The organism is Bradyrhizobium niftali (genome assembly GCF_004571025.1).
Lineage (GTDB): Bacteria > Pseudomonadota > Alphaproteobacteria > Rhizobiales > Xanthobacteraceae > Bradyrhizobium > Bradyrhizobium niftali.
Genome location: NZ_SPQT01000001.1, coordinates 577,916 through 604,556, shown reverse-complemented (window position 1 = coordinate 604,556; position 26,641 = coordinate 577,916). Strand labels below are relative to the sequence as shown.

The 26,641-nt window shown below is 64.8% G+C and carries 23 protein-coding genes; 13 read left to right on the top strand and 10 right to left on the bottom strand.

Annotated elements, in window-relative coordinates:
• Positions 1-3 precede the first annotated feature (3 nt).
• The 8 genes from E4K65_RS02655 to E4K65_RS02620 all read left to right on the top strand — a co-directional run bounded on the left by E4K65_RS02655 (position 4) and on the right by E4K65_RS02620 (position 8,661).
• Entirely contained in the window at positions 4-1,590 is a 1,587-nt protein-coding gene (locus E4K65_RS02655) for a xanthine dehydrogenase family protein molybdopterin-binding subunit (protein WP_135172785.1), read from the top strand.
• On the top strand, positions 1,591-2,613 hold the full coding sequence (locus E4K65_RS02650) for a xanthine dehydrogenase family protein molybdopterin-binding subunit (RefSeq protein WP_027548907.1): 1,023 nt from the start codon (positions 1,591-1,593) through the stop codon (positions 2,611-2,613).
• A gap of 10 nt (positions 2,614-2,623) precedes the next feature.
• Entirely contained in the window at positions 2,624-3,505 is an 882-nt protein-coding gene (locus E4K65_RS02645; RefSeq protein ID WP_135172784.1) for an AAA family ATPase, read from the top strand.
• Complete coding sequence (locus E4K65_RS02640; protein ID WP_135172783.1) at positions 3,502-4,623, top strand: vWA domain-containing protein; 1,122 nt, start codon at positions 3,502-3,504, stop codon at positions 4,621-4,623. Before E4K65_RS02645 ends, E4K65_RS02640 begins: the two co-directional genes overlap by 4 nt.
• Positions 4,620-5,504, top strand: coding sequence for an amidohydrolase family protein (locus tag E4K65_RS02635; RefSeq protein ID WP_135172782.1), 885 nt, complete (start codon positions 4,620-4,622; stop codon positions 5,502-5,504). The genes E4K65_RS02640 and E4K65_RS02635 overlap by 4 nt, the downstream gene beginning before the upstream one ends.
• Positions 5,505-5,535: 31 nt before the next feature.
• A complete protein-coding gene (locus E4K65_RS02630; protein ID WP_011086154.1) occupies positions 5,536-6,384 on the top strand; it encodes an MBL fold metallo-hydrolase in 849 nt (282 codons plus the stop codon).
• A gap of 75 nt (positions 6,385-6,459) precedes the next feature.
• The gene (locus E4K65_RS02625) at positions 6,460-8,031 is read left to right on the top strand and encodes an isochorismatase family protein (protein WP_135172781.1); all 1,572 of its coding nucleotides are present in this window, start codon (positions 6,460-6,462) and stop codon (positions 8,029-8,031) included.
• A gap of 3 nt (positions 8,032-8,034) precedes the next feature.
• A complete protein-coding gene (locus E4K65_RS02620; RefSeq protein WP_135172780.1) occupies positions 8,035-8,661 on the top strand; it encodes an FMN-dependent NADH-azoreductase in 627 nt (208 codons plus the stop codon).
• A 37-nt stretch (positions 8,662-8,698) separates the two neighbouring features.
• On the opposite strand, the gene E4K65_RS02615 is transcribed toward E4K65_RS02620, so the two are convergent.
• Positions 8,699-9,724, bottom strand: a complete 1,026-nt coding sequence (locus tag E4K65_RS02615; protein WP_167770469.1) for a glycoside hydrolase family 5 protein — start codon at positions 9,722-9,724, stop codon at positions 8,699-8,701.
• Between the two features lie 20 nt (positions 9,725-9,744).
• The gene (locus tag E4K65_RS02610; protein ID WP_135172778.1) at positions 9,745-11,031 is read right to left on the bottom strand and encodes an O-antigen ligase family protein; all 1,287 of its coding nucleotides are present in this window, start codon (positions 11,029-11,031) and stop codon (positions 9,745-9,747) included.
• Positions 11,032-11,255: 224 nt separating this feature from the next.
• Here E4K65_RS02610 and E4K65_RS02605 point away from each other — a divergent pair, with 224 nt between their 5' ends.
• Positions 11,256-12,392 (top strand): GNAT family N-acetyltransferase, encoded by a 1,137-nt coding sequence (locus E4K65_RS02605; RefSeq protein ID WP_135172777.1) that lies wholly within the window; start codon positions 11,256-11,258, stop codon positions 12,390-12,392.
• Positions 12,393-12,421: 29 nt separating this feature from the next.
• Here E4K65_RS02605 and E4K65_RS02600 read toward each other — a convergent pair whose 3' ends face one another.
• Positions 12,422-13,645, bottom strand: coding sequence for an FAD-dependent oxidoreductase (locus tag E4K65_RS02600; RefSeq protein WP_167770468.1), 1,224 nt, complete (start codon positions 13,643-13,645; stop codon positions 12,422-12,424).
• 432 nt (positions 13,646-14,077) lie between these two features.
• Here E4K65_RS02600 and E4K65_RS02595 point away from each other — a divergent pair, with 432 nt between their 5' ends.
• The gene (locus tag E4K65_RS02595) at positions 14,078-15,424 is read left to right on the top strand and encodes a lipopolysaccharide biosynthesis protein (protein WP_135172775.1); all 1,347 of its coding nucleotides are present in this window, start codon (positions 14,078-14,080) and stop codon (positions 15,422-15,424) included.
• A 7-nt stretch (positions 15,425-15,431) separates the two neighbouring features.
• On the opposite strand, the gene E4K65_RS02590 is transcribed toward E4K65_RS02595, so the two are convergent.
• On the bottom strand, positions 15,432-17,528 hold the full coding sequence (locus E4K65_RS02590; RefSeq protein WP_135172774.1) for a GumC family protein: 2,097 nt from the start codon (positions 17,526-17,528) through the stop codon (positions 15,432-15,434).
• 277 nt (positions 17,529-17,805) lie between these two features.
• On the opposite strand from E4K65_RS02590, the gene E4K65_RS02585 reads away from it, so the two are divergent.
• The 3 genes from E4K65_RS02585 to E4K65_RS02575 all read left to right on the top strand — a co-directional run bounded on the left by E4K65_RS02585 (position 17,806) and on the right by E4K65_RS02575 (position 21,545).
• The gene (locus tag E4K65_RS02585; RefSeq protein WP_135173192.1) at positions 17,806-18,996 is read left to right on the top strand and encodes a glycosyltransferase family 4 protein; all 1,191 of its coding nucleotides are present in this window, start codon (positions 17,806-17,808) and stop codon (positions 18,994-18,996) included.
• A 29-nt stretch (positions 18,997-19,025) separates the two neighbouring features.
• The gene (locus E4K65_RS02580) at positions 19,026-20,561 is read left to right on the top strand and encodes a glucosamine inositolphosphorylceramide transferase family protein (RefSeq protein ID WP_135172773.1); all 1,536 of its coding nucleotides are present in this window, start codon (positions 19,026-19,028) and stop codon (positions 20,559-20,561) included.
• Positions 20,562-20,684: 123 nt separating this feature from the next.
• Complete coding sequence (locus E4K65_RS02575) at positions 20,685-21,545, top strand: alpha/beta hydrolase (RefSeq protein WP_135172772.1); 861 nt, start codon at positions 20,685-20,687, stop codon at positions 21,543-21,545.
• Positions 21,546-21,650: 105 nt separating this feature from the next.
• Here E4K65_RS02575 and E4K65_RS02570 read toward each other — a convergent pair whose 3' ends face one another.
• The 6 genes from E4K65_RS02570 to E4K65_RS02545 form a co-directional block, all read right to left on the bottom strand.
• Entirely contained in the window at positions 21,651-22,001 is a 351-nt protein-coding gene (locus tag E4K65_RS02570; protein WP_235885433.1) for a Rieske (2Fe-2S) protein, read from the bottom strand.
• Positions 21,994-22,698, bottom strand: coding sequence for an ABC transporter ATP-binding protein (locus E4K65_RS02565; RefSeq protein ID WP_167770467.1), 705 nt, complete (start codon positions 22,696-22,698; stop codon positions 21,994-21,996). Before E4K65_RS02565 ends, E4K65_RS02570 begins: the two co-directional genes overlap by 8 nt.
• Positions 22,691-23,473, bottom strand: a complete 783-nt coding sequence (locus E4K65_RS02560) for an ABC transporter ATP-binding protein (protein WP_167770466.1) — start codon at positions 23,471-23,473, stop codon at positions 22,691-22,693. Before E4K65_RS02560 ends, E4K65_RS02565 begins: the two co-directional genes overlap by 8 nt.
• Positions 23,473-24,519, bottom strand: a complete 1,047-nt coding sequence (locus tag E4K65_RS02555; RefSeq protein WP_135172768.1) for a branched-chain amino acid ABC transporter permease — start codon at positions 24,517-24,519, stop codon at positions 23,473-23,475. The genes E4K65_RS02560 and E4K65_RS02555 overlap by 1 nt, the downstream gene beginning before the upstream one ends.
• Entirely contained in the window at positions 24,516-25,388 is an 873-nt protein-coding gene (locus E4K65_RS02550; RefSeq protein ID WP_167770465.1) for a branched-chain amino acid ABC transporter permease, read from the bottom strand. The genes E4K65_RS02555 and E4K65_RS02550 overlap by 4 nt, the downstream gene beginning before the upstream one ends.
• 69 nt (positions 25,389-25,457) lie before the next feature.
• Positions 25,458-26,612, bottom strand: coding sequence for an ABC transporter substrate-binding protein (locus tag E4K65_RS02545; protein WP_135172767.1), 1,155 nt, complete (start codon positions 26,610-26,612; stop codon positions 25,458-25,460).
• Positions 26,613-26,641 lie beyond the last annotated feature (29 nt).

Here is a 26,641-nt window from a genome sequence, read left to right as displayed (position 1 = left end):
ATCATGCTGGAACTGCGCAAGGACATCTTCGCCGACGAGCGCGACGATAATTTGAAGGAAATCGGAAAGGGGACGCAGCGGCAGGACATGCTCGGCCACGTCACGGGCACGTCAAGCTATTTCAACGACCATAAGCTCCAGGGCATGCTGCACCTGAAGGTCGTGCGTTCGACCGAGGCGCATGCAAGGCTCCGCCGTATCGACACCACCGAGGCCGAGCGATCGGCCGGCGTGCGCCGGATCATCCGCGGCACCGACGTGCCGGTTAATCTCAACACGCTGCTGAGCCTCATCAACTTCGGCAAGGACGACGAGCCGTCGCTTGCGGTCGACAAGGTCCGCTACAAGGGCGAGCCGATCGTCGCCATCGTCGCCGACAGCGAGCGCGAGGCGTTCGAGGCGATCGCCAAGGTCAAGGTCGACTACGAGGTGCTGCCGTCGGTGTTCGACGTCGAGGACGCGTTGAAGCCCGGCGCGCCCGTGGTCAACGAGACCTACCCGAAGAACACATTCACCTATCACGAGGTCTACGATCACCAGCGCCTGCGTTTCGGCGACGCCGATGCGGCGCTTGCGACCGCCGATCACGTGCTGGAGCAGCGCTACCAGATGTCGCCGATCGAGCACGCGCCGACCGAGACCAACGGCGCGATCGCCGCGCCCGACACCAACGGCCGCTACGTCGTCTACACCTCGACGCAGGCGCTGTTCTTCTCGGTCGACACCTGCGCCAAGATCCTGGACGTGCCGTCCAACACCTTCCACTTCATCGGCGGCACCGTCGGCGGCGGCTTCGGCGGCAAGGTGGACACGCTGACCGAGCCGCTCGCGATCCTCGGCGCGATGCTGACGGGACGCCCCGTGCGCTACGTGTTCGGCCGCGAGGAGGAGATGCAATACGGCCCGCCGCGCGGCGCCGAGCGCATCTACATCAAGGATGGCGTGATGCGCGACGGCCGTATCGTCGCGCGCAAGATCCGCGCCTATTTCGACAGCGGCGCCTATACGCGGCTGTCCAGCTACGCCGCCGTGAAATGCGCCGCGCACCTGCCCGGCCCCTACACCATCCCGAACGTCTATGGCGACGTCTATTGCGTCTTCACCAACCGGACGCCTGCAACCGCGATGCGCGGCTTCGGCGTCACGGCGATGGATTTTGCCATCGAATGCCAGATGGACAAGCTGGCAAACCTCGTCGGCATGGATCCGATGGAGTTCCGCATCCTGAACGCCTATCGCGACGGCGACATGAAGGCGCACAGGCGCGAAGCCAAGAACACCGCGCTGATCGAATGTGTCCAGGTCGCGGCCGAAAAGGCCAAATGGCCGATCCGCGACGAGTTCAAGCGGGCGTCCTCGCGCAAGGACGGCGGCGGCAGCCGCGCGGTGATCCCGCCGACACCGGCGGATTCGCGCAGCCGGCCGGCGGTGGCCGCGCAGCAGCGCACGACCTATGACCGGCTTCCGCCGACGGTCACCCGCGAGCCGCCGCGTGAGCCGCCAGCACCGGCGCCGCCTCCCCCGCGGCCCGCTGCGCCCTCGCATGGCGCGACCCGTTTCTCCTCCGTCTTCGGCACCAGGAGGCGCTAGATGACCCGGCATCGCGGACGCGGCATGGCGTCGATCAACTATCCCATCGGCATGAACCTCGGCGGCGACCCCAGCCAGGCGCTGGTGCACTCCAATCCGAGCGGCAAGTTCACCGTGGCGCTGTCGTCGATCGACCTCGGCCAGGGCATGAAGTCGGTGACACGGCAGATCTGCGCGGAGACGCTGGGCGTGCCGGTGGAGGACGTCTATGTCGACACGGCGGACTCCGACACCGGCCCGCATTGCATGGGCTCGTTCGCCTCGCGCGGCACCCACCGCGTCGGCAACGCCGTGATGGCCGCGGCCCGCGAGGCACGCGGCGTGATGATGGAGGCCGCCGCCGAGGAGCTGGAGGTCAACGCCGCCGATCTCGAGACCGACGGGCGCGGCAACATCCACGTCAAGGGCGCGCCGCACCGCTCGATCTCGACCAAGGACGTCGCGATCGCCGCGCAGTTCAAGCAGGGCAAGACCATCTCCGGCCGTGGCATCTTCCTCGTCCCCCTTTCCAACGTCGATCCGGAGACCGGCGAGATGTCGCCGGCAACCTGCTACGCCCATGCCTGCCTGGTCGCCGAGGTCGAGGTGGACGACGAGACCGGCGAGGTCGCGATGGTGCGCATGGACTCCGCCTACGAGCTTGGCCGCGCGCTCAATCCGCGCCTGGTCGAGCAGCAGCTGGTCGGCGGCGCCTGGATGGGCGTCAGCCATGCGCTGTACGAGACGCCGGAGCCCTACTATCCCGACCCCGTTCACGGACCCCGCGATTTCGTCGAATATCTGATGCCCGGCCCCGGCGATATCTGCCCGCACGACATCGCCGTGCTGGAGCGCCCTGCGCCGGATGGTCCGTTCGGCGCCAAGGGCCCCGGCGAGATGTGCGCCAATCCGGTGTTGCCGGCCGTCGCCAATGCGATCTTCAACGCGGTTGGCGTCCGCATCGACGATCTGCCGATCACGCCGGAAAAAGTACTGCGCGCGATCAAGACGCAGGGCGGCGCGCGACCGCAGGCACGGCGCTAGAGGACTTGGAATGGCGGTCCGCAGCAACATCGTCGGCATCGACAGCCCCGCAGCGCTGGAGAAGGCGCTGCGCGCGGCCTATTACCTCGCCGACGAGGGGCTCGCGACCGCCGCCTATCTCGGCCTCGCCCTCGGCAAGCCCCTGCTGCTCGAAGGCGCGCCGGGCGTCGGCAAGACCGAGGCCGCGAAAGCCATCGCCGCCGTGCTGGGGCGGCGATTGATCCGGCTGCAATGCTATGAGGGCATCGACGCCTCCGCTGCGCTCTACGAGTGGAACTACCCGCGCCAGATGCTCGCGATCCGCCAGGCCGGCGACGAGAGCATCGACATCTATGGCGAGACGTTCTTGATCGAACGGCCGATGCTCGCCACGCTGCGCGCCCCCGATTCCACCGTGCTGCTGATCGACGAAATCGACCGTGCCGATCAGGAGTTCGAGGCCTTCCTGCTCGAATTCCTGTCCGACTTCCAGATCTCGATCCCCGAGCGCGGCACGGTCCGCGCGGCGGAGCGTCCCGTCGTGGTGTTGACCTCGAACCGGACGCGCGACCTGCACGAGGCGTTGCGCCGCCGCTGCGTCTATCACTGGATCGACTATCCCACCGAAGAGCGCGAGGCACGCATCGTGATGCTGCGTGCCTCCAGCGTCGCGGAGGCGACCGCGCGGGCGGTCGTCGCGGCGGTCGGAAAATTGCGGCGCGAGCCGCTCAGCAAGGCGCCGGGCATCGCTGAAGCCGTCGACTGGGCCGAGGCCGCGACCTTGCTGCACACGGGAGGCGCGCGCTGGCCAGAGGCCTTCAAGCGCTCGATCGGCGTCGCGCTCAAGGACGAGGAGGACCTGCACTTCATCTCGCCCCGGCTCGACGCGATGCTTGCGGAGGCGACCGCATGAGTGTCGAACTGCAACTGCCGCAGGCGGCGCGCGTGTTCGTCTCCTTCGTCGCACTGCTGCGCGCCAACGGCTTTGCCGTCGCGCCGGAGCAGACCACCATGTTCCTCACCGCGATCGAACTGCTCGGCCCGCGCGACCTCGGCGATATCCGCCAGGCGGCGCTGGCCACCCTCGCCCCGCCGCCCGAGCGACGCGCGACCTTCGACCGGCTGTTCGACCTCCATTTCCGTGGCAGCGAGGCCATCACGCGCGATGACGACGGCGAGGACGACGAGACGGTCCGACTTCAGGAGGAAGGCCGCGGCGACGAGGAGCCACTGCTCTCCGACGACGCCAACGAATCCGGCCTCACTGCGACCCGCACCGAGGCGCTAGTCGAGCGCCGCTTTGCGCAACTCTCTTCGACCGATGCGCTCCGCCGCCTGACCCGCGAAGCGCCACGGCGCCTACCCAGGCGGCGCGGCCACCGGCGCAGGCAGGCGCGTCGCGGTCCCTTCGCCGATCTCCGCCGCACCTTGCGCGACTCCGTGCGTAGCGACGGCGAGGTCCTGCGCCTCAGACACCTGAAGCGCAGGCAGCGCCCGCGAAAATTTCTGCTGCTGATCGACGTCTCGGGCTCGATGAAAAGCCGCACCGAGGAGAACATGAAGCTCGCGCACGCGCTGGTGCAGGCCGCGCCCAATGTCGAGGTCTTCACCTTCGGCACGCGCCTGACCCGCGTCACCCGCGCGCTGCGGATGAAGCGGCGCGAACAGGCGCTGAATGCCGCCGCCCATCTCGTCAGCGACTGGGACGGCGGCACCCGGATCGGTGATGCCCTGCAAGCCTTTCTCGCGGTGCCGCGGTTCGGCGGCTATGCGCGCGGGGCGGCCGTCATCGTCGTCTCGGACGGGCTGGAGCGCGGCGCACCCGAGGCGCTGCGCGACGCAGTGGCGAAACTGTCGCGGCGGGCCTGGCGCCTGAGCTGGTTGACGCCGCTCGCGACGAGCCCGGGCTTTCGCCCGCAGACCGAAGCTCTCGTCGCCATCGAACGCTTCGTCGACGATCTCGTCGACGGCGGGTCGAGCGCGTCGATCGTCGCGCACGTGCTGGCATTGGGACGAAGGAGAGTTGCGTGACCGAGATTGTCGACGGGCATCATCACATCTGGCGGCAGGCGGACCTGCCCTGGCTGATCGGCCCCATGCAGCCCCGCATCTTCGGACCCTACGAGCCGATCCGGCGCGACTATCCGATCCAGGAATATCTCGACGACCTCAAGGGCAGCGGCGTCACCCGTTCCGTCTACGTCCAGACCAACTGGGCCAATGACCGTTTCGAGGACGAGGCGGCCTGGGTGCAGCAGACCGCGGATGCGCATGGCTGGCCCCATGCCATCGTCGCCTACGCCAATTTCGCCGTCGACGACGTCCGCCCGCAGCTCGACCGCCTCAAGCGTTACCCGCTCGTGCGCGGCGTGCGGATGCAGCTGCACTGGCACGAGAACCCGCTTTATCGTTTTGCGGCCCGGCCTGACCTCTGTCTCGACCCCTCGATCCGCCGCAACATCGGACACCTCGCCGACTACGGCTGGAGTTTCGACCTTCAGGTGTTCACCCCGCAGATGCCGGGCGCCGCCGACCTTGCCGAGGCCTGCCCCAAGGTGACCTTCATCCTCCAGCACGCCGGGATGCTGGAGGATCTTTCGCCGGCAGGCCGCGCGGCCTGGCGCGCGGGAATGGCACGCCTCGCCGCATGTCCCAACGTGGTGTCGAAGCTGTCCGGGCTCGGCACGTTCATTCACCGCAACGATCCCGCGCATATCGCGGCGGTGCTGACCGACACGGTTGCGACGTTCGGCGCCGGGCGTTGCCTGTTCGGATCGAATTTCCCGATCGAGAAATTGTGGACCAGCTATCGCGAGCTCGTCGACGCGTTTCGCGCGGCGGCCTCTGCGCTGAGTACCGAACAACAGGACGCGATCTTCAGGACCACCGCAGCGCGCGTCTATCGGCTTTGACGGACAAGAAACGAGAGATGGAGAGACACGGATGGCGCTGGAGATCAAGATCCTGGACTATGGCGATATCGAGCTGGAATCGAGCTTTCTGGTTCTCGGTCGCGATTGCGGCCGCACCCGCCGCGTCCTCACGCTCGGCTTTCTGATCCTCGGCGGCAAATATCCTGTCGTGGTCGACACCGGCTACCGCTCCAACCAGATCATGGAGACGCTGGGCATGCGCGGGCTGCAGTATCACGAGCACATGATCGAGAACCAGCTTGCCCGCCATGGCGTGCGCATGGGCGACGTGCGCTTCGTCTGCCACACCCATCTGCACATCGACCACGCCGGCAAGGACGATCTGTTCCCGATGAACACGACCGTCGTCCTCAACCGCAAGGAGCTGGAATATTCGGTCTCCGGCCTGATGCATCCACAATATCCGGCGCCCGACATCAAGCACCTGATCGACCGCCTGCACACCAAGAGCGCGCTGCGTTTCCTCGATCTGGAGATTACCGGGCCGATCGAGCTGATGCCCGGCGTCTACTGCGACGCCGCCAACGCCCACACCGAAGGCTCGATGAACATCATCGTCGAGACTGCCGATGGGATCGCGACCATCTGCGGCGACGTGATCTACGATTTCAACGACCAGATCGTCACGCCGTTCAACGAGATTCACGACTGGGAGCCGCGGACGACCGGCAACCACGGCACCAGCAAGCGCGCGGAGAAGGCCTCGATCAAGAAGCTGCTGAGCAATTCGCGCTATCTGCTGCCGGTGCACGACAGGCCGGCCAAGATCGAGGGCGGCATGGTCGTCGGCCGTCTGCACGACCAGGTCCCCGGCCCGATCGTACAGTCGCTGCCCCCGCGCAACTGGTTCCCGGCCTGACGCTTTTTATTCACGCATGATCCTTTCGGAAAACCGCTCCACACTTTTCCGGATCATGCTTCCGAGGATCGACCGATGACACATGTCACCCTGCGAAGTGAATTCGAGACCTTGATCGATCCCTATGCGCCGGTCGCACAGGTCGGAACGGGCTTTGACTTCACGGAGGGCCCGATCTGGCATCCGGTCGATCATTACCTCCTGTTCTCGGACATGCCTGGCGACGTTCGCCGGCGCTGGGACGCGCGGCGCGGCGTGACCGAGGTCAAGCGCCCGTCGAACAAATGCAACGGCATGACCTACGACGCCGAGCTCAACTTGATCGTCTGCGAGCATGCGACGTCGTCGCTGATCCGCGAGCGGCCAGACGGGCGGCGCGAAGTGCTGGCCTCGCATTTCGGAGGCCAGGAGCTCAACAGCCCCAATGACGTCTGCGTGCACTCCTCGGGCGCAATCTATTTCTCGGATCCCTGGTACGGCCGCATGCCGGTCTATGGCGTCGAGCGGCCGCGGCAGCTTGGCTTCCAGGGCGTCTATCGCGTCATGCCGGGCGGCGAGCCGAAACTCGTGGTCGAGCGCAATCTGTTCGACCAGCCGAACGGGCTGTGCTTCTCGCCCGACGAACGGCTGCTCTATGTCAACGACACCGTGCAGGCGTTGATCCGCGTGTTCGACGTCAACGCCGACGGCACGCTGTCGAACGCGCGCGTGTTCGCGAGCGGAATCAAGTCCGAGCTCGAGCCTGGCCTGCCCGACGGCATGAAGTGCGACCAGCACGGCAATATCTGGGTCACCGCACCCGGCGGCGTCTGGGTCTATACGCCGCGCGGCGAACTGCTCGGCAAGGTTCGTGTGCCCGAGCTCGTCGCCAACCTCGCCTGGGGCGGGCCGGATTTCCGCACGCTCTATCTGACCTCGACGCATTCGGTCTATGCCATCCCGACCAAGGTGGGACCGCGCCACGAGCCCTATATGAGCGGCAAGCGCGGCGGCGGTGCAAGCGCCGGCCCCGCGGCTGCAGCGCCCATCCTCACCGACGGCGAGATGCAGCTCGATCCGCAGCGCTGCGCCATGATCATCCAGGACCTTCAGAACGACGTCATCATGGATGGCGGCGCATTCGACGGGTCAGGCGCGCCTGCTCACGCGAAGCAGCAGCATGTCGTCGAGAATGTCCGGCGTCTTGCCGAGGCCGCGCGGGCGCGCGGCGTCGCCATCATCCATGTCTGGTTCGTGGTCGAGCCCGGCGCCCCCGGCGTGACGCTGAACGCGCCGCTGTTCGAGGGTCTGGTCGACAGCAAGGCGATGGTGCGGGGCAGCTGGGGCGCGGCGCCGGTCTCGGGCCTGGAGCCCCGGCCCGGCGATTTCGTCGTCGAGAAGATGCGGATGAGCGCCTGGGAGGGGACGCGGCTGGAGACGATCCTGAAGGCCACCGGCCGCGACATGATCATCAACACCGGCGCCTGGACCAACATGTCGGTCGAGCACACCGCGCGCACTGGCGCCGACAAGGGCTATTTCATGATCGTGCCGGAGGATTGCTGCTCGACCATGAATGCCGACTGGCACTCCGCCTCGATCAATTTTGCCATGCAGAACGTCGCCATCGTCACGCGTGCGGATGCCGTCATCAGAGCGCTGGGATGAGCGGTGGCAAAGCTCCTGCACCTCTCCTGCTCGCCGCGTCCCGACTCGGAGTCGAGCGCCGGCGCGCGCGTCTTCCTTGACGGATTTCGCGAGGCGCGTCCCGACTGGGACATCGATGTCATGGATCTCTGGCGGGAGCGGATGCCGGAGTTCGCGGGACCCATTGTCGAGGCCAAATATGCGCGGATGAAGGCCCAGGCTTTCGACGACGCCCAGCGCGACAGCTTTGCCGAGGCCGAGCGCATGGCGACGCGCTTGTCGCTCGCCGAGCGCGTGCTGATCTCGACGCCGATGTGGAACTTCGGCATCCCCTACAAGCTCAAGCAGTGGTTCGACATCATCGTCCAGCCCGGGCTCACCTTCCGGTTCGACCCGGCGACGGGATATGTCCCGCTGCTGAAGGACCGGCCGACCATCGTCATCCTCGCCAGCGGCAGCGACTTCGTCACCGGAATGAACCGCGGCCGCACCGACATGGCGACACCCTATTTGCGCGAGGCACTGCGCTTCATTGGCATCAGCGACGTGCGCTTCGTGCCGATCGGGCCGACCACCGGCCCGGCGGGCCCGATCCTCGCCGCGCGCGAGACGGCGTATCGACGCCTCGGGGAGATCGCCACATGGTTTTGATCGACTGATCCCGCGCCACGCTAGGCGATTGCGAGCTTCAACGCTGCGGCGGAATCAGCGAACGCAGGATGTCCGGCTTCCAGGCCTGGCGCGTGCTGTCGAAGGCCGCGAAATCATGGTCGAATTGCCAATAGGCCCATGACCAGCCAAGCCTGTCTGCGCTTCTCGCCATGAACGACAAATATCTCGCGCGGCTGTCGGATGGTGCACGCTCGTACACCCCGAATTCGCCGAGATAAACCGGGCGCCTCTCCTTCTCCGCCCAGAGATTCATCTTCCTGAAGTCAGCGGCCGCCTTCGCTTCGTCGTCCGGACTGCCCCAATCCAGCGGCCCGATCCGCGAAAACGTCGAAGACCACGGCGCGCCCTGATGCGTGAATCGTATCGGCGCGTAATAGTGAAACGTGACGATGAGGTTCCTGTCTTCGGCCGGCAGCGCCAGGTCGTCGACGGGGATGTCGTCCGTGTGGAGAACCGCGGCAATGACCGGCCGCGCCGGATTGGTGCGGCGGATGATTTCAAGACATTCGTTGAGGAGTGAATTCCAGTCGGCGGACGTCATTTGCCCGCCGGGCTCGTTCAGGACCTCGAAGACCAGCGCGGGATATTTTCCGGCATAGCGCTCGGCGATCTGCCGCCAGAACGCCCTGAGCTTCTCGCCGCATCCAGAAACGTCGCGTTGGCAAACATGAGTGTCGTGCTCGTCAACGACCGGAATGAGGTTCCTTGCGAGGACTTCCTCGATGACGACATCCAGCCGCCTCAGAACGATCTCGTCCAGGACGTTTCCCTCGCCCATGAACTTGAAGCCGAAGAAGTTGATCCTGACATGCGAAAATCCGGCCTTCTTGATTGCGGTCAGATTGTCCAGGCGGAACGGCGCGTTCCGGCCGCCTTCCCAGATCCCGTCATAGCCGAGAATATTGATGCCGCGCCCCAATTTCGGCAGGTCACGGGACGCCGCCTGCCCGGCGCCATGGGCATGGAAGCAAGACGACGTGAGGAAAAGGGCCGTTGCCGCAAGATTGAAGCTTCTCGTCCAGCGAGCGCGGATGGCTCTCATCTTGCTTCCATTCGTTGAGACTAGAAATCGGTCTGCGGCACAGGCCTGCACGTTGCAAAGAAGAACGCCACCAGCAGCACCGACGTGAACATGGTCGAGCGAAGGAACGTCGTCTCGGTAAAGTTGGTCTGAAAGCTGAGAGCGACAAATCCGATGATGAGCGCGCAGTGCGACCGGTCGATCGCGCGGGCCGAAATCAGATGGAGAACCTTGTTCGAGAACAGAAGGACGCTCGCGGCGAAAAGCGTGTAGCCGAGAAACCCCGTCTCCATCAGGATCGCGATATAGCCGCTGTGATAATTGTCGAGCACCCAGCCGTGGTTCTGTTCGAAATAGTCGTAGATCGACGGAACCGTCCAGAAGCCGTTGATCCCGAAGCCGAGCAGCGGTGCGTCATCGAAATGGCTGATGGCGTAATGCCAGATGAACGTCCGCTCGGTCAGATCGATGGACGCATCACCGACATGGATCGCCTCATACCCCGTCGCGTAAAAATAGAAGATCAGCGCGCCGGCCAGCAAGCACATGACGAACGGCAGGACCGCGTAGATTCTCATGCAGGTGACCGACCACATCGAGGTCACGAGCAATGCACAGGCGGCCAGGGCAACGGCACCGGCGCCTCGCGATTCCGATGCGAGGACACATGTGGACGCCAGAAGGAACGTCAGGAGGAAAGCCGGCCACCCCTGCCCCTTCATCTTCAGATAGCAGGCGAAGAACATCAGATACGCGCCGACGAAACCGAGGGTCTGCTTCGATTCATAGACGCCTTGCCATTGACCGTTATGCATCCAGCTGTGGTCTATCCCGATATCGGGTACGGCGAGCGCGCAGAAGGCCGATGCGGCCACCAATATGAAAAGCCCAAGGGCCGTGGCCCTGACGACCTCGTCCATGTCGATGCGCGTGATGAGACAGAATGCGCCGAAGGTCGTCATCGCGAGCGCTAGGCTCTTCATGATCGCAGCAGCGTTCAGGCTGGTCCAGAACACCGAAGTGACGGCGAAGGCGTAGAATGCGACCAGGACGATCAAGTCGGGATTGAACTGCAAACGCAGCCGCGGGCGTACGAACGCGCTGGCGTAGATCAGGACGCCCCACATCAGGATCGCGACGGCCTGCTGCAGATAGGTCAACTCCGCCGGCAACAGCGCGGTGTTGAAGGTGCCCATCGACGCGACGACGTTGATGGTGATCGAACAGCCAATTGCAGCCCTGGCAATCTTCTCAACGCCAACGCTGCGCGTCTTCCAGATCGCGCTCCCGGGAGTCCCGGAGTCCACCTCGGTCTGTAGGCTGGCCATGAATTGACCTTCCTTAAACGCGGTTAATTATTTGCTAGCGCGGCCAGGTCTCGACATCCGAGCCGTCGTGACCGCGAAATCTTAAGACTTCGGTAACGATACGAACCCGGCTTAGTCCGTTTAATGCAAATCGTGCCACCTCGGTATCTCGACCGTCACTCCCCTGCTATAAGCCCTGAGCTCGCTCGAGCACTCCCTAAATTATCCGGTTTCCCTGGTTACGCATGAACACGCTTGGCAACACGTTCGATATCGCCGTCGAATCGGCATTCGACTTCCTGTCGCCGGACTATGCAGAGCTGTTCGATCACTCGGCTGCCACCGCGTTCCAGCATCCGCTTTGGCTGCACAGCCTCTACGGCAGGCTAGCGTCGCATGCGGGAGCAACACCTCTTGTTGTCGTGGTTCGCTACCGCGCGACGGGCGCCCTTGCGATGGTGCTGCCCTTGCTGCGGATCCGGCGCGGCCCGATACGGACCGTCGAATTCGCCGACCTGCGCGTCTCCGACTATCTGGCGCCGGTTTGCAGCCCGATGGTGTTTTCCGAGCTGCTCAGGGATGCGGATGCATGCGCCGAGATTCGCCGCCTCGTTCGCCCTTTCGACCTGCTCCGAATGACCAAGCTGCCGGACGGGCGGCTCCCGATCGAGAACCTCCTGGGTGCGCCCCGCCGCGTCGCGATGGACACCAATGCCTACGCAACGGTTCTCCTCGCCCCATTCGAGCAATGGCGGACCAGTGCGATGGAGCGCTCCTATCAGAAGGAGCTCGCAAAGAAGTATCGGCAGCTCCAGAAGAAGGGCACGCTGAGCTTCTCATGCTGCAACGACAGCGCCGCCGTCCTCGAGACGCTGGACGTGATGAGGAAGTTTCGCGGCCCGCGGTTCCAGTCGCAGGGCGACGGAGACCTGCTCCAGCGGCCCGAATATTACGACTTCTATTCCGACATCGCGGTCCGTGGTCTCGGTTCCCTTGCGCGGCTCTATGCCATGAAGATGGATGGCGAGGTGATCGCCGCCGTGCTCGGATTGCACCACCGCGACAGTTTTCTCGTCATCATGAGTGCCTTCGATATTGCCGGATACAAGAGCCAGTCCCTCGGCGCGCTGATGTTCGAGCAGGTGGCGAAGGACTGCATCGAGCGCGGGGATCAGATGCTCGACTTCACCATTGGTGACGAGCCATACAAGAAATTGTTCGGCGGGCAGCCCTCGCCGATGTGGGCGGTCACGCACGCCGGCAGCACCACAGGCGCGATATCGCTGTTCGCACTGAAGCAGGCACCCTGGCTCAAGCTTGCCGCCAAGCGAATTTCGGAGTTCCGGCTCTCGCCAACCCGCACCTCGACGCCGACGCGCTGACCGGCGCGAGGCGCCTGCGGATTGCAGCCTCAGGCGCGCAGCGCGCTGCGGACCTGCGCAAGCCAGCCCGGCCGCATCTGATCGACCCGATGGGTGATGCTTCGCCTCAGGAAGTGCAGCCGTCGCCGCACATCCCAGCCGATATCGTCGCGGGACGTCAGCGCCTGGCGGAAGCGCGCCATCTTCAGTGACTGCTGGTCCGCGGCGATCTTGTCGCGATCGGAATAGAACTCCGATATCTTCTCGATGCCCATCCCACCGGTCGCGAGCCACCGCGGCGCATATTCGGTACAGAGGCGCTCGACGTCCACCAGCAGGCGGGCTACGCCCGTTCCGGCAGCAGGACAATTGGTCTGAAACGCATCGCCGATCAGCACGATTCCGGGCTGGAGGTGTCCTTCGACGACGGACAGGTCCATCACCCAGTTCCGGACCCGGTCCGTCACGCGAAAATCACCGAGGTAGGGCTGCAATCCCGGCAGCAGCCGCAGGACTGTCGCTTCCGTGTCGCGACGCAGATCGCGCATGACCGGATCGGCCGGGTCGCGGAACATGAAGAGATTGGCCCGCATGCCGGTGGGTACCGGAAACAGGCTGAGATAATCGACGCCGTCGGAGGTGCGCTCGCCGTAATAGGTCAGCGCCTTGAAATCGAACGGCGCGCCGTCCCGGCGAGCGATCGTGAAGCCGAAGGAAACCGAGTGGCCTGCGGCCAGCACGCGCCGCCTGATGCCCAGCTTGTAGCCGAGAGCTCCCGCCATGCCCGTCGCCAGAACGACAAGACGCGCATTCAGGCGGCGTCCGGAGGCAAGCTCGAGATGCTGAACGTCGTCGCTACAGGTCATTGCGGTGACCTCGTCGACGATCAGACTGGACGGATCGGGGATCTGGCCGCGCGCCATGGCAACGAGACCGGCATAGGGAAGCCCGTAAGCCTGGCCGACGCTGACATCGACCACCTTGCCTTCCCTGACATTGAGCACGCGATCGTATGGACAGGCGACGCTCGCGAGGCTGCGGATGAAGCCCAGCCTGCGGAGCATCTCCAGCTGCTGGCCTCCAATCTTTTCGACCCGAAACTCGTCTGGATAGACCGCGCGCTTATCAACCAGCGCGACGCGATGCCCTGCCCGCGCAAGGACAGAAGCCGCGAGCGAACCCGCAAGGCCACCTCCGACAATCGCGATGTCCGCGAACGTCGTCGTGGTCGCAGCTGCGGCGATCGGCTCGGTCACGGTGCTATCCGCCGTCATGGTCCAGGCTCCCACGGTTAACGGTGGTTCCATGTGCAATTATCCCGCCTGATGTCGCATCGCAGGACCGAGCGCGATCATTTCCCTCGATCGAGGTTAATGAACCGGAGACTCGATCGGCCGGACGATATCCCGGCACGCGTCTTGCTCAGGATGTTCGACAGGGGCCGGTCTTCGGCAATGCCCCGGTGGAATGCATGGCTGCTTCGCGTCAGAGCGACATCACGTCGCTTTCGACAGAGCCGGCCTTCGCTCTCTCCGGGACAGGCGGAACGAATCTGTCCCACCGTGACGCAGCGGGCGTTTCGCCGATATCGGCCGCGACCAAAAGGACTCAAGAGGCCCCCATTAACACTCGCAATTTTTCACCATGCTAGGCTCTCGCCGCTGTCCTAACGCGCATCCCCGGGGGAAAGTCGTCCCGCAACGTCCATGATCGAATCCATCGTCCAGTTCCTGCGGCGCGACGTGACGCGCGGTGTTGTCGGGACCATCCTCCTCAAGGTTGGCAGCGGCGCGCTTGCGTTTGCGTTGTTCTCGCTGGCGGCGCGAACGATGTCGCCTGATGGATTCGGCATCTTTGCGACCTGGCTTTCAGTTGCCCAAATCGCAGCGGTCGTGGGGCTGGTCGGCCAGGAATCGCTCCTGGTGCGATTCCTGAACGAGTATCAGGTCGGAGACAGGCCCGACCTCATCAAAGGTGTCCTCCTGTCGAGCTTCAGGATGACCTCCGTCGCGATGCTGATCGCGATCGCCGCGGTCGCGCTGGCCGCGAGCTTGAGGGGCGACTGGTGGCTTCTGATCCTTGCTCTCTCGGCCTACACTGCGGTGAATGCCGGACTGATGCTCGGCAGCCAGATCGCCCGCTCGCTGGTCAGCATTCTCATGGGCGAAGGCAACCGGGAGCTCTTCTGGCGAGTCATCGTCGTCCTGTTTCTGCTTGCCATGTTGTTCGGCCATCGGCAGCTCGATCCCGCCGAGTTGTTCGCCGTGATGACGATCGCCATGTCGGTGGGCCTGGTCGCGCAGGTCGTTGCGATTGCCCGCGCCCTGCCGGGCTTGCGCAGCACGGCGGCGCGTTCCGAGACCTCTCGCTGGAGATCGAGCGCGCTTCATTTCTGGGTCGCGTCCATCCTCGAAGTCGCCAACCAGTATTTCGACGTCATCCTGGTCTACTGGATGCTGGATCCGACGACCGCCGGAATCTATTTTGCCGCTTCGCGCCTGGCCAACATCTTCGCCATGGTCTCGGCAGCACTGTACAGCTTCGGGGCGCGCCGGCTTCCTTCGCTGTACTTCAGCAAGAACCACCAGGAGTTCGGGCGAACGTTGCAGCTCATGGCGGAAGTGACCGGGCTTTGCGTGGCCAGTGGACTTCTCCTGATCTGGATCGGCGGCCCCCAACTTCTCAACCTGTTCGGGCCCCATTTCGCCGAACAGCATTGGGTCCTGATCGTGCTCGCGATCGGCACGGCTTTCCAGGCGGCGGGCGGTCCATCCGCCGCGATCCTGCAGCTGACCGGCCATGAGCGCGTCTATGTCCCCGTCGTCGCGGCGAACGTGGCGCTGCGGCTGGTCGGATTTCTGGTCCTGATTCCCTGGCTCGGCGTGCTTGGCGCGGCGATCTCGGCAACGGTGTCGCTGGCGCTCGCAACCATCGCGCTCAACATCCTCTGTCGCCGGCGAACCGGAGTCGATCCTTCAATTCTCGTGCTCTTGCGCTTCTCGGCATCGAAACGCGGCGCCTACGCCGTTCGCGGTGCCGACTCCGGCGAATAGGCGCCGATCATCCGGCCAGGCCCAACACTTCGCCCCGACGGCGCGCCGCCGACGGATCGGCCGGGACGCGATTGATGACGAGCCCGGTCGGCACGCCGCCAAAGCGAGAGAGCGCAGCCATTGCCCTGCGCATTGCAGTGGAATCGACCGCGTCTTCGCAAGCGACCAGGATGACCAGGTCGGCGTGAGCGGCCAGCGCCGCCGCCTCCGGCTGCAAGGCCAGCGAGGTGGCATGGACGACGATCAGATCGAACTCCGAGCGAATGTCGTCCGCGGGCGATGCCTCGGGCCGCTTGCCGGCACCCAGAAGCGCATCGACGCTGCGAAAATCCGCCGTGGTCATGCCGTCCGACTGCCCCTTGGCGAGGCCAGCCCCGGCACCGCCGAGGTCCGGCTCGACCCGGATCAGGACGCTGAGCTTCCCCCTGTTCACCGCCCACCGGTTCAGCGACCGCGCGACGGTGTTGCCGCCGGCCCGCTTGCCGACCGACATCACGAGCGCGACCTTGCCCCGGGCTCCCGGCAAATTCTCCAGCCGGTCGAGCAGCGGGCGCAAATGGGGACCGAGATCGAGCTCAGCCGTCGCGGAGACCGGACCTTGCCAGATGTTTCTCGGCACATCGCTCGGCAGCAGGTCGGGAATGCGGGCCCACACGGGCGGGCGTGGCCACGACGCGGGCTGGCGTGGAGCCGGATCGGGAGCAGGAGCGTCTTCGGCAGCCTTGTCCGATCCGCGTCCGGTTGCCGCAACGACCGCCGTCGATGTCAGCAGCGAGCCGATCGCGAGCGCGGCGAGCAGCAAGGGCAGCGGCGGAAGTGTCGAGCGCAGCGGCGGAATGGCGGACGAAGCAATCTTGGTCTGGGAGCTCTGCAAGAGACGTTGCTCGTTCGTCGTCTTGGAGCGCGAGAGGAACTGTTCGTAGATGTTTCTGTTGGCCTCGGCGTCGCGCTGCAACTCCTGGAGCCGGACCAGGGCCTGACCATCGACCAGGATCTGCGATTCAGCCGCCTTCATCTGGCCTTCGAGCGCCTTCTGCTGTTCGCGCTGGGCCTCGTATTCCGACTTTGCGGTGTCGATGCCCTTTGTCCGCTCGACCTCGATCTGCCTGTTGAGATCGTTCAGCTGACTGTAGGACATGACGAGGTCGGGATGGCGATCGCCGAACACCGCCCGCTTCTGCGCGATTTGATCATTGAGCGCCGACCGCTGCGCACGCAGCGCGCTCAGGAGATCCTGCTTGACGGGACCCTCGACATTCGCCTTCAGGTCGCGGTGAGCCTGCTCGTAGCGAGCCTTCGCCTCTTCGGTCCGGGCGCGCGCGGCGGCAACCTGCTGCGACAGCTCGGTCACGCGCAATTGCTGGGTCGTGGCATCCTTGCCCGCGTTGACGATCCTGTGCTCGAGCTTGAACGTGGCCACGGCGTCCTCTGACGCCCTCAGCCGGTCGTTCAACGTCTTCAGCCGCCCGCTGAGCCAATCGGCCGCATCGTCGGTCGCCTCGGTGCGGTTGCGCGTCTGACCAGCGACGAACGACTCCGCTATCGCGTTCGCATAATAGGCCGCCCGCTCCGGACGGTTCGAGGTGAAGCGGATGGCGATGACGTAAGTGAGCCCGCGGCGGGAAATGTCGAGACGGTTGCGGAATCTCTCGAGCAGGCGCGCGGGGTCGGTATGTCCCCCGGAAATATCCTCGTCGTCCCCGACCTTGAGCTGCTCGATCAGCGGCTTGAGAAAGCCGTCGGACTTCGCCACTTCGACCAGGCTTTGCAGCGCGGCGCTATCCTGCCCTATGCCCGGCAGAACGTCCTGATCCGCGGTCACGCGCTGCTCCCGGGGATCGACAACGACCAGCGCGGTCGCCGCAAATCGAACCGGGATAACCAGCAGAACGACGACGCCGAGGACGAAGATCGCGAGAGCGAGCGTCAGGATGCGGCGAGCATTGTCCCGAAAGAAGGAGAGCGCGCCCGCGGCCGTGAGCACACCACCAAGACGTGCTGCGGCTCCGCCGGCCTCACCGTTCGACGCATTTTGAGTCTGCCACGACGCGGAGACATCGGTCGATCCGGAACTTGTCGGGTCTGCGCGGCGACCGAACGTCATGGACTTTACTCGGATTCAACTGGCAAGCACTGTTCAGTGGCCTGCTCCACCGTAAATATCTATGGTTAATCCGCAGTTACCCGCCGCCACGCGAAGATGACCAATTGGTTAACGCGCGTGCCTCGCTCCGCGCGGAAACCGCCGTCATTCTGATGTGAACGATGCGGTCCGGCGGCCAGCGCATTAACTCCGTTTGTTGCTAGTCGGTGTCCGCCCGAGGCTCGCATGTTAGGTACGGCATCAAGAAGGTGAACGTTTGATTAGCAGGTCGGAATCCGTGCTGCATTACCAGCCAGGCGCAGAACTGGGCGAGGCACCGAAGCTGCCGTCGACTGCAGCAGCACTCGCAGGTCGGGGCAGCGGCGGACCAAAGCTGCACGTGCTTCTGGTCCAGACACAGGCCGAGAATGCGGGCGCCCAGGAGATCTCCAGGCTGCTCGGCGCCGGCCTGACCGCACGCGGCTATCGGGTCACCAATCTGTTCTTCTTCCGCAAGTCGGATTCCTTCGACGAGCCGCCCGATACGCTCTACTGCGCATCGAGCCGGCCAGGACATCCGCTGGCCCTGCTGCAAATGCTGCGGACGCTCGGCCGTCACATCAGGACCACCAGGCCCGATGCGGTTTTGACCTTCCAGCATTTCGGCAACGTCATCGGCGCCGGCGCGTCTCGCCTCGTCTGCCGCGCACCCGTCATCGCCAATCAGGTGTCGTCCGCGCTGTCGATGAGCTGGCCGGTCCGCACGGCCGACATCGTCATGGGCAGCCTCGGCTTCTTCGATCGTATCACGCTGAACTCGCTGGACATGCAGCGCGAATATTCGCGCTACCCCGCGGCCTACCGGTCGCGCATGGTGCACGTTCCACACGGCTTCGACGACAAGGCGCTCACTCTGCCGAGGCAAGCTGCGCGAGAGAAGTTCAAACTGCCGACCGACCGCGTCCTGCTCGGCTGTGCCGCGAGGCTGCACCCGCACAAGCGGCTCGATGCGGCGATACGCCTCCTGCCGGATCAGCCATCCTGGCACCTCGCATTGGCCGGCCAGGGAGTCGACGAGGCCCGGCTGAGGCGGCTTGCGGATGATTTGAACGTATCGGACAGATTGCATCTGCTCGGGGAAATCGCCCCGCGCCAGATGGCCGATTTTTTGGCCTGCCTGGACGTGTTCGTATTTCCGACACAGGCCGAGACCTTCGGCCTCGCCGCGGTCGAAGCCGCAAACGCCGGTGTTCCCTCCGTCGTCACCGATCTACCCGTCCTGCGCGAGGTGCTGTCCTTCGAAGGAAAGCCGACAGCCCTGTTCGTCGATGCCTCCGATCATGCGAAGCTGTCGGCCGCCGTCTCGAAACTCCTAACCGACCAAACCCTGCGCGAGGAGCTGCGGCACAATGCCAAAGGCCTGAAGTTGCGGTACTCGGTAGACGCCATGGTGGAGGAATACGTTCGAATTCTCGGCCAGGTCACGTGACCTGATCCGCTGGAATGGATTAGCTCGACATGATCATCGAGTTTCGCTGTGAAATTGAGCATGCGCGGCGGTGGATGCGCCGCGAGACGCTGTCGATCGACGGGCGGGACGTTCCGGTCCAAATCGCCTGGACGACGACGGCGGAGTCACGTCCCGCAGGTCTCGACGCGCTGTTCGCGCTCGAACGCGTGGTGTTGCACAAGGGCAAACCCAGCGGCGCCGACAGGCTGCAGATCATTCCGGAGCGGACGCAGGCTCGCACAGGCACGGCCGACGTGATCGTCGATTTTACAAGCGGCGCGCCGGATCGGAACTGTTCGGCTCCGCTGTATCTGCGCCCGCTGTTCAACGGAACGGCAGGGGAAAACGCCGCGCTCGCCGCCATTCTCGGCGGCGAGTTGCCGGTGATCGACATCGTCAACGAGATCGACGGCGCCGTGCTCGATCGCGGTCACCCGTCGGGAGAAATTGCAGCCGGCCTGAGCGGTGCGCTCGAAACGGTCATGGCGCGAACCCTGACCATGGTGGCGGCAATCCTGTCGGGACGGCCGCGCATTCTGCCGCAACTGGCGCGCCCCGCCGGCGATGCAAGTCGCCGTGGACCGCTTGGCTACGTCGCGCGCGGCCTCGCCGCCTCGATCGCCAAGGAGATCTATCGCCTCTGCTGCTACGCCCCGCATTGGCATATCGGATGGCGCTTCAACGACGGCGCAGGTGTCTGGCAGACGGGAGATCTCTCCGGGCCTCGCTGGAACGTTCTGGGAGATCCGGGAAACCACTTCTACGCCGATCCCTTTCCCATCACCTGGCGTGGACGAACGTTCGTCTTTTTTGAAGATCTCGATCACCGGGTCGGCAAGGGAATCATTTCGGCGATCGAGTTCGGTGACACCGGGCCAGTCGGCGACGTCGTGCCCGTGCTGGAAGAGCCCTGGCACCTGTCCTATCCGTTCCTGATCGAGGACGATGGCGACCTGTGGATGATCCCGGAGAGCTCGATCAACGGGGACGTCGCCCTCTACAAATGCGTTCGGTTTCCGGACAAATGGGAGCGGCACGCGACGCTGCTCTCGGGCCTCGAGCTCGCCGACGTGACGATCACGCGGCACAACGGCCTGAACTATCTGTTTGGCGCCTGGCGCGACGGAACCGGCGGCTATTCGGATTCGCTTGCGATCTTCCACGCCGACCGCCTGCTCGGCCCTTGGCTGCCTCATGCCAGCAACCCGGTCCTGATCGATCGCGCGAGTACGCGACCGGCTGGGAATTTCGTCACCATCAACAACAGGCTGTGGCGACCGGTGCAGAATTGCGCGGACGGATACGGCGCGGCGCTTGGCCTCGCGGAAGTCGTCGAACTGTCGCCGACGACGTTCAAGCAGATCGTCCGCCACTCGCTCAAGCCCGGACCGACATGGCCCGGCCGAAAGCTGCACACCCTGAACCGCTGCGGCCGGCTCGAGGTGATCGATGGATCGCGTGTTCAGCCGAAGACGAGTGCCTTTGCGCGTCAATTTCCATCGGCGGTTTTGTCGCCGCGGACCCGTCCATCCACGGCCTGCTGAAACAAGTTCCGCGAACGGCGCATCCCTCGTCTGAGCGCAAGCGATGTGCAATTCAAGCGGGATTCGTGGCAGACAGGCGCGAGCGACGCCGGTCATTGCCACGACCGGCCGCTCGGAGACTCCATGGTCAACAACACAAGCTCGACACATCGGCCGTTCGATCCGCGCAGCAAATGGGCCGAACTGTCCCAAGCGGAACGCAGCGCCGCCTATGACAACAATGCGGCGGTCAAGAACAGCCCTGCCCTGATCGCCGAGCGCAACGAAGCTTCCAGCCGGCTGCGCGGTACACTGAAGTCCCATCTCGATTTGCCTTACGGCGAGCGGGCGAACAACAAGATCGATCTCTACCTCGCCGCAAAGCCCGATGCGCCCTGCCTGATGTTCGTGCACGGCGGCTATTGGCAGCGGAATTCCCGCGAGCTGTTCGCCATGCTCGTCGAAGGCGTCGCCGCACATGGCTGGTCGGTCGCCATTCCCGGCTATTCGCTGGCGCCCGAAGTATCCCTGACCGACATCGTCGCTGAAATCCCGCGTGCGCTCGACTGGCTCGCCGCGCATGGCGAATCCTATGGCATCGCCGGACCGGTCGTCCTGTCGGGCTGGTCCGCCGGCGCCCACCTCGTGGCGATGGCGCTGGACCATCCGCGCGTCCATGCCGGGCTTGCAATATCAGGTGTCTACGACCTGGCGCCGATCCGCGATACCGGGCTCAACAACGCGCTGAAGCTGACGGACGAAGAAATCGCCACGCTCTCGCCGCTTCGCCTGCCCGTGACGCCAAAGCGGCTCGACATCGCCTATGGCAGCAACGAGTTGCCAGCGCTGGTGATGGATTCAATCAACCTTCATGAGAAGCGTGCGACCGCGCAGGCGCCCGGCAAGCTCATTCCGGTCGCAGGCGCCGACCATTTCACCATCCTCGAGGCGCTTCGTCGGCCGGACGGCGTTCTGGTGGAGGCTGCACTCCGGTTGCTCGACTAAAAACGCGAAAACAACCCCATGCACAGTAGAATGCCGTTGTTTCCAAAGGCAAATCCGCGCCGCGGGTGGCTCTGACACGTCGGGCAAGACAAGGGCATGGCGGCATCATCGCCCCGCTTGTCGCCCCCGCGCCGCGATCCAGACTTGCTCTCCCGCGACCTTGACCGGATAGAGCCGCAACGGTGGGCTCGGCCATCCCGAAGTAATCGTCCCGTCGCGCAAATCGAACGACGCCGCATGGCGCGGGCAATACAGCCGGCCCGCCGCCACCTGCCCCAAGCCGAGATCCGCCTGTTCGTGCGGGCACGCGCGTTCGCACGCGATGACATCGCCCTCGTTCCAGATCACGAGCATATCGCGCCCGGCAACGCGGACGATGGTCTCTGCCTTCAGCCGTCCGAGGTCACAGACCGGAATCCACGCCGGCCCGTCCGGACGGAGCGCCGGATCATCCACCGAGATAGGCCTTCCGCACATGCTCGTTCTCGATCAGCTCAGAGCCGGCACCGGACAGAACGATGCGGCCGTTCTCGAGCAGATAGGCGTGGTCGCACATCTCCAGCGCAGCGAACGCGTTCTGCTCGACCAGCAGCACCGTGGTGCCGGCATCGCGGATGCCGCGGATGATCGCAAAGGTGCGCTCGACGATGTTGGGGGCAAGGCCGAGCGAGGGCTCGTCGAACATGATCAGCCGCGGCCGCGACATCAGCGCGCGCCCGATCGCGAGCATCTGCTGCTCGCCACCGGACAGCGTGCCCGCCGCCTGCCGGCGCCGCTCGGCGAGCCGCGGAAATTCCGTGTAGATGCGATCGCGATCGGCCGCGATCTCGCCCGAACCACGACGGAGGTAAGCCCCCATGTCGAGATTTTCCTCGACGCTCATATGCGGAAACACGCGCCGCCCCTCCGGACAATGCGCAATCCCGCTCGCCAGCACGCGCGGGGGCCTCGCCCCGGTGATGTCGATGCCCTCGAACCGCATTTGGCCTGCGCGCGGCGGCACGAGGCCGGAGATCGCGCGCAGCGTCGTGCTCTTGCCGGCGCCGTTGGCGCCGATCAGCACCACCAATTGCCCAGCCTTCACGTCGAGTGAGATGCCGCGCAGCGCGGTGACGCCACCATAGCCGCACACCATGTCGCGGATCTCAAGCACGTGCCGCTCCATGCCCGAGATAGGCCTCGATCACGGCGGGATCGTTGCGGATCACGTCCGGTGTCCCCTCGGCGATGATACGGCCGTAGTTGAGCACCACGATGCGATCCGAGACCGTCATCACCATGGGCATGTCGTGCTCGACCAGCAGGATCGTGATGCCGCGATCGCGGATGTCGCGAATGAGCTCGACGAACCGGTGCGTCTCCGAGGCATTCATGCCCGAGACGGGTTCGTCGAGCAGCAGCATCGAGGGTTCCGCCGCGAGCGCCAGCGCGACGCCGACCAGGCGCTGCTCGCCGTAGGAGAGCGAGCCGGCCGCATCGTGGGCTCGGCGTTCGAGACCGACCCATTCGATCAGCTCACTCGCCCGTTGTCGCAGCTTGCGCTCCGAGGCGCGCGCGCCGGGCAGCCCAAGGATCGCGTCGAGCAGCCGGACGCGGCCCTGGCGGTGCAGTCCGATCAGGAGGTTGTCGTAGACGGTGTCGTTGGGAAACACGCTGGTGCGCTGGAAGGTGCGGATCAGGCCGAGGTCCGCGATCTGATGCGGCTTCAATCCGTTGAGCGCGGTGTCACGATAGGTGACACGCCCTGCACTCGGCTCCAGAAAGCCGGTCATGACGTTGAAGGCGGTGGTCTTGCCGGCGCCGTTCGGCCCGATCAGGCTGACGATCTCGCCTTCGCCCACGGTGAAGCTCATGTCGGAGATCGCGACGAGCCCGCCGAAGCGGACCGCGACCTGCTCGATCGTCATGGCAACGCTGCGCGCCGTCATCACGCCCGCTCCTTGACGGCTGTCTCGGCAAGGGCCACCGGCGCCAGCGCCGTCGTGCCGCTCCGACTCCTACGAAATCGCTGCGCGAGCGAGGGCACGATACCGCGCGGCAGCACGAACAGGATGGCGATCAGCACGCCGCCATAGGCGATCCACTGCGCCTCAGGCGCCATCACCGGACGCAGCGCGACCGGCAGCAGCCCGAAGATCAGGCCACCGACGACGGGACCGGCCAGCGAGCCCTTGCCGCCGCTGATGACCATGATGACCATCGTGACAGTGTTGATGAAGGCAAACACCTCGGGATCGATGATCCGGATGTAATGGGCATAGAGGCTGCCGGCCGCGCCCGCGATCGCGGCCGAAATCACCGCCGCCAGCGTCAGCGTCTTCGTCACGTCGATGCCGACGGAGACGGCGAGCGTCTCATTCTCCATCAATCCGCGCATGGCGCGGCCGAAATGGGAACGAACGAGGCGCGCGATCAGGAGATAGGCGATGAGCGCGACGACCAGCACGAGATAATAGTTCTGCAGCTTGGTGCGCAGCGTCAGCTCGCCGACGCCTGGCAACGGCAGCCCGATGGAAGGAATGTTGGTCAGCGCCAGCGGACCTTGCGTCAGCTCGACCCAGTTCAGCGCGACCAGCCGCACGACCTCGGCGAAGGAGATGGTGACAATGACGAAATAGGCACCGCGGACACGGAATGACAGCAGCCCGACGAAATAGCCGCACAATCCGGCGATGATGATCGCGAGCACGAATCCCACGATCGGCGGCCAGGGCGCGTGAACCAGACGAAAGCCTCCGGGCAGGCCGACGTCGAAGCCGAGCGATGTCAGCGCACTGACATAGGCGCCGATGCCGAAGAAGGCGATGTGGCCGAGGCTGAGCTGACCGGTGAAGCCGAGCAGAAGATTGAGGCTCATCGCGCCGATGACGAAGATTCCGGTGGTGATCAGCGAGTTGAGGAGATAAGGATCGCGCAGCCAGAGCGGCACCGACGCAAGGGCTGCAACGGCGAGAATGGTGAGGGCTATTCTCATCCGACGCGCTCCGCGCGCGCGAACAGGCCGGTCGGCTTGAAGATGAGAACCGCGATGATGATCACGAAGCCCATCGCGTCGCGATAGCCTGATGAAACGTAGCCGGCGCCAAGCTCCTCGGCCAAAGCCAGGATGAAGCCGCCGATCACCGCGCCCGTGATGTTGCCGAGACCGCCCAGGATGACGATGGCGAAGGCCTTGACGGCGGCGAGATCGCCCATTTGCGGGAAGATCACGTAGACCGGCCCGAGCAGGGCTCCCGCTGCCGCGGCAAGGCTGGAGCCGATCGCGAAGGTCGAGGTGTAGATCATGTCGACATTGACGCCCATCAGCGAGGCCGTGTCGTGGTCCTGGAACGTTGCCCGCATCGCGCGGCCGAGGCTCGTCTTGTTGATCAGCAGGTACGTCACCAGGATCAGCAGTGCCGCGGCGGCAAGCACGAACAGCCGCAGCCAGGACACGGATACGGGTCCGAGCACCAGCGGTGCCTCGGGAAACGGCGTCGCCACTGATTTGGCGACGCCACCCCAGATCCATAGCGTGCCCGACTGCATCGCGATCCAGGCACCGATCATGACCAGCATCGTGGTGTCGATGTCGAAACCGCGCAGGGGCCGCAGCAATGTCAGCTCGATAGCCGCCCCCAATAGCCATCCGGCCAGCACGGCGACGGGTAACGCCAGGAAGAAGTTCAGCCCGATCTGCTGCACCACGATGAACATGATGTAGGCGCCGAACGTGTAGAGCACACCATGCGTGAAGTTCACCACGTTCATGATGCCGAAGATCAACGTCAACCCGATCCCGAGCAGCGCATAGGTGCCGCCGAGCACGAGCATGTTGACCAGATGCTGGAGAAACTCGCTCAAGGCTGTTCCCGTTTGATCCAGATGTCGGCGAGGGTCGCGATGTGCCGCCCTCGCCCGCGAATGAACGCGTCAGAGCGTCTTCATCTCGACCTTGCCGTCGTTGATCTCGATGAGATAGACGTTCGGCTGGCTCTGTCCGCTCTCCTTGCCCTCCGGGCCGGACTTGCGGAACACGATGTCGCCGTTGAGCCCCTTGATATTGATGTCCCAGAACGCCGCTTTGATTGCAGCCGGCTCGGCCTTGCCCGCCTTCTCGATCGCGGCCGCCGCGGTGCGGATGCCGTCATAGCCGCGGAAGCTTTCGGTGCAGCCGGCGAACTCGAAACCGCGCTTCTTCCATTCCGTGATGAAGTAGTTGGTTGCCTCAGGGTTCGGCGTCTTGTCCGGGAACCACGGCAGGAAGGTCGTCAGATGCATGGTGCCGTTGGCGGCGGCCCCCGCCTGGGCGATGATCTGGTCGGGATTCTGCGAGCCGCCGGTGGTGATGATGCGCTTCTTCAGGCCGAGCGCAGCGGCCTGTTTGAAGATCAGCGTCAGCTGGTCGACCGCGGTCGTGACGATGACCGTCTCGGAATCCGAGCTCTTGATCTTGGAGAGCTGGGCGCTCATGTCCTGCGCGCCCTGGTCCATGGTCTCGACCAGGCCGATGGTGATGCCCTTGTCCTTCATCATCTTGCTGAAGTCCTCGGCGGTGCCGCGGCCCCAGTCGTTGTTGATGACGAGGAAGTCGACCTTCTTCAGGGCGAGCTTGTCGACGATGCCCTTGAACGCCGCGGCCTCGACCGCCGAGGGCGGCGAGATGCGGAAGATGAAGGGATTGCCCGTCGTCGTGATCTTGCCCGAGGACGAGGTCTCCACCACCATCGGCGTCTCGTATTCCATCAGCTTTGGCATCACCGCGAGCGTCAGGCTCGAGCCCCAGGCGCCCATCAGGACCGGCACCTTGTCGCTGGTGATCAGCTTCTCGGCGACGGCGGCCGCTTCGGTCGGGTTGCTCTTGTTGTCCTCGATCACCAGCTCGATCTTCTTGCCCAGGATGCCGCCCTTGGCGTTGATCTCGTCGGCGGCGATCTTGGCGCCGTTGACGACGTAGGTGCCGGACGCCGCGAACGCGCCGGTGAGCGGTTCGTTGACACCGATCTTGATGGTCTGCGCCTGTACGGCGCCGCCGACCAGGGCCGTCGCCAGCGCGATTGTCCCAACCAGTCCGAGTGCTCGTGTCATGTTGTCTCTCCAAATCCCACGCTGTTGAT